A 3,862-nucleotide genomic window follows, 5' to 3' on the forward strand; every position below is an offset into this window, starting at 1 on the left:
GATTTTGAGGAAGCGGGTATAAACCAAACTAGACTAAAGATATATCTTATAGTAAAGACGGATGTGCAGATACTAGTCCCGCTGGCAAGCAATAAAATTGATGTAACGACACATATACCGGTTTCTGAAACAATAATTGTAAGCGGTGTTGCATGAGGGAAAATTGTATAAGTCCCAGACAATTGTAAAAAGGTGTCAGGGTTGGTATAATTGAGTTAATTAGGGCAATAGGCAATGGGTTAGGGTATTCCTATGGAGAGTGGTTGCTCGTTTCGCGTTTCGAGATGCGCGTGGTTGTAGGGAACGCATTGCATGCGTTCCACTGTAGGGGCGAACAGTGTTCGCCAGTACGGTGGACACGAAGCATGTAGTATGAGCTGCGAGGTGAAAGATGAATAGGTTAATTTTCTTGGTTGATATGAATGCCTTCTTCATAAGCTGTGAAATGGCAAGGAATCCGGAGTTAAAGGGAAAGCCGGCAGCTGTTGCAGGGGATCCTAAGCAACGTTCAGGAATCATACTTGCAGCCAATTATGAAGCAAGGAAGTACAAAATAAAGACAACTATGGTGCTTCATGAAGCGAAAAAACTTTGCCCCGAACTTATATTGGTACCCCCTGATCATGAAATGTATGAAAGGAATTCCAAGGCTGTCATGAATATACTGTCAAGGTATACACCTGTAGTACAGCAGAACAGTATAGATGAAGCATGGATGGATTTAACAGGGTGTGAAAAGTTATTCGGAAGCCCTCTTGAAATTGCAAGGAATATAATGGAGAGCATTTCAAAGGAACTGGACTTATGGTGTTCCATAGGAATTTCAGAAAACAAATTTCTTGCAAAGATGGGATCAGAACTAAAAAAACCCCAGGGAATAACAGAGCTTTTTGTCAAGGATATTAAAGAAAAGCTTTGGCCATTGCCAATAAAGGAGATGTATGGGATAGGGAAGCAAACTGAGCAGAGGCTTATGAATTATGCAATATATAAGATAGGTGACATTGCCAGCTGCAATATGGAGTTTTTGAAAAGTAATTTTGGGAAATATGGTGAGGAATTATATAGACTTGCGAACGGTATTGATAATACTCAAGTGGTGCCGAATCCTATGTATGACAGCAAGTCTATCGGCAGATCCACTACACTGCCATTTGATACCAATGACATTGAATATATAAAGAACATTTTACTGAGCTTGGCAGAAGAGGTAGGCTACGAAGCAAGAAAGTATGGATATAAAGGGAAAACCATTGCAATATCAATAAAATACGATGATTTTACAACCGTTACAAGGCAGAAAACAGTTGGGCCAACATATCTAACAAAAGAAATTTATACCACAGCACTGAAGCTGTATGAGGGAAACAAGGGCAAAAATAAGCTTATTCGGCTCCTTGGAGTGAGCTTGAGTAATTTTTCCGATGACGGCTCCGAACAGATATCGATATTTGATCTGCTTGGCGGCAGCAATGAAGTGCAAAAAGAAGAAACCATAGAAAAGGCAATTGATAAGATACGAGAACGGTTTGGTAGTAAAAAAATAATAAGAGGGTCTATGCTTAAAAAAGATAAAAACGTTTAATATACCAAAGCTGAGGAAGGATTACTATCCTTCCTTTAATTATGCCCGTGTACAAGTATTAAATCAATAATGAAGGTTTTAAAGGTGGTTTTATGAAAACTGAGAAGCTGGAGATAGTCTTGCTGTCAGAGGGCTCAACTGCAGGAAGCATTGTAGGATATGAGAAAGTATGCCGGTACCTGCTGCAAAGATATTGTGAGGGTTGTGAAGGATATGAAAGCTTTGGTTTATTTGAGAGTATCAACGGAGGAACAGGCCGAGAAAGGCTATTCGATGCAAGCACAGAGGACGGAATGTGTGAATAAAGCCATAGAAATGGGGTGCAGTATAGAGAATATCCATATATTCGGTGATGATGGAATATCAGGAGCGATTTTGGAAAGACCTCAATTAATGGCTGCTCTTAATATGTTAAAAAGAAGAAGTAATGATATAAGATTTTTCATATGCTATGATTCCAGCAGGCTGTCCAGGAATGCTGCCCACCAGCTCATAATTGTCGATGAGATAAAAAAGAGAGAAGTACAGCTGGTATTTATAAAGAACAACTATCAGGACAATGCGGAAGGCCGTTTTCAGCTAACAGTCATGGCAGCAGTTGATGAATATGAAAGAGCAAGATTGAGACTCAGGACAGAGATGGGAAAAAGGGTAAAAGCAAGTCAGCATAAGCTAACTCACAATCCTGGCCTTTATGGTTATGACTTCGATCCAAAGACAGATACTTTGAGTATAAACGAGGAACATGCGAAGAATTTGAAACTCATGTTTGAGCTTCTTATTGATGAATTCATGGGGCCGGCAGAAATTGCAGAAAAGTTTAATGAGTCTGATATACCAAGTCCAAGAATGAAGCTATGGAATCGGGTTACAGTGAGGAGAATACTTTCTAATCCATCATATTTGGGTATATTATATATAAGAAGATATGACACCAGAGACTGTCATTTGAATAAGTTCAAAAAGAAGGGTGAAAAAATAAAAGTCAAAGAAAAGCCGCAATGCGAGTGGGTCCCTATACAAATACCTCAGATAATTGACAATAATACTTGGGAAAGAGCGCAGAATGCATTAAAAAAATCAAAGCTTATATGTAAAAAAAACAAAAGTGTTGATTTTCTATTGACTCCATTGCTTAGATGTGGAATCTGCGGTTCCGCAATGAATGGCAAAAGCATTTCCAAAGGCGAAGATTGTTATCGCTATTATATATGCGCAGGAAAGTATAAGGATGAGAAAGAAAAAAAGTGCGAAGCTATGCTTGTTAAAGCAGATGAAATTGAAAAAGCTGTATGGAAGAGCATATATGCAAGCATTAAATCATTTATAATTAAAGAATTAGATTCAGAAAATTTAATAGGAAGGTATATGTCTAATAAGGGAAACGATAGTAAGAATATAATAATCAAAAAAGAAAAGGCTAAGAACGAGAACGAAAGAATTAAAATCATGTTCCAAAAAGGCTACTTAGATGAAGAAGAAATGTTAAAAAAACTTGATGGAATAAAAAAAAGGATTGCTAGGCTTGATGCGGAAGCAGCCCCAAAAGGTGAACATCAAGCTGAATTTTTAGAAATGGTCAAGAAAAGCTTCAGCAAAGAAAATCTTCCTTATGTATTAGAAGAAATGTTAAATAAGTTAGACAACAAAGGTAGGAGTCATATATTAGGACTGCTGGTTTCTGAAATTACAGTCACCGGCAAGACGGTACTGATAAAAGGAAGTCCTTATGGTTTTCCTTCGGATACAACGCTTGTAGGTGATGTTCCGGAAAGCTACATCACTGTGCCGGAAAATGAAATACCTAACTACACACCAATCAATGATCCCTTCGATAGTAAATAGCATATAGCTATGCAACCCATTATTTTGAATAGCTGGATAATGCAAAATGGAGCATATACAAGAGATAAATATAGAAAGAAGAAGTAAAGCAGTGATAGATTAAAAATATAATAGAATTTGGCATATATTCGAATTGAGTAGAGCATCTATATGTGATATTATAATTAAGCGTCGACGGTGCAACAAGCTGTTGACCACACACTACAAGAAGGTATGAATGATACCTTTGGTCTTTGAAAACTAAACAGTGTAAATTGATAACCAAATGAATGCTTTGAAGCGTAGAGTTTTCTACGCAGAGAAGAGTCAGAATTCTTTTGAGTTAGGGCAAGCGAAAAAGTTAAGAAACTCTCGTAAGAGAGTGGATATAAATTAACTTAAGAGTTTGATCCTGGCTCAGGACGAACGCTGGCGGCGTGCCTAACACATGCA

Annotated in this window: 4 protein-coding genes and 1 rRNA gene; all 5 read left to right on the forward strand. The window is 37.8% G+C overall.

Annotation, left to right across the window (positions count from 1 at the left end; translation table 11 throughout):
- The coding region (locus tag VEB00_14275; protein HYF84183.1) for a sporulation protein YunB at positions 1-156 on the forward strand (156 nt) is incomplete at its 5' end.
- A gap of 235 nt (positions 157-391) precedes the next feature.
- Positions 392-1,585, forward strand: a complete 1,194-nt coding sequence (locus VEB00_14280) for a DNA polymerase IV (protein HYF84184.1) — start codon at positions 392-394, stop codon at positions 1,583-1,585.
- 92 nt (positions 1,586-1,677) lie between these two features.
- Positions 1,678-1,890 (forward strand): hypothetical protein, encoded by a 213-nt coding sequence (locus tag VEB00_14285; GenBank protein HYF84185.1) that lies wholly within the window; start codon positions 1,678-1,680, stop codon positions 1,888-1,890.
- Positions 1,859-3,430, forward strand: coding sequence for a recombinase family protein (locus tag VEB00_14290; GenBank protein HYF84186.1), 1,572 nt, complete (start codon positions 1,859-1,861; stop codon positions 3,428-3,430). Before VEB00_14285 ends, VEB00_14290 begins: the two co-directional genes overlap by 32 nt.
- Before the next feature lie 373 nt (positions 3,431-3,803).
- Positions 3,804-3,862: ribosomal RNA gene (locus tag VEB00_14295) — 16S ribosomal RNA — on the forward strand; the annotation flags it as partial.

Source organism: Clostridia bacterium (genome assembly GCA_035628995.1).
Classification (GTDB): domain Bacteria; phylum Bacillota; class Clostridia; order Lutisporales; family Lutisporaceae; genus BRH-c25.

Bases quoted from the DNA above. Each gene is read 5' to 3' on its own strand.
- VEB00_14285 (HYF84185.1), top strand. From the start codon at position 1,678: ATGAAAACTGAGAAGCTGGAGATAGTCTTGCTGTCAGAGGGCTCAACT.
- VEB00_14280 (HYF84184.1), top strand. From the start codon at position 392: ATGAATAGGTTAATTTTCTTGGTTGATATGAATGCCTTCTTCATAAGC.
- VEB00_14290 (HYF84186.1), top strand. From the start codon at position 1,859: ATGCAAGCACAGAGGACGGAATGTGTGAATAAAGCCATAGAAATGGGG.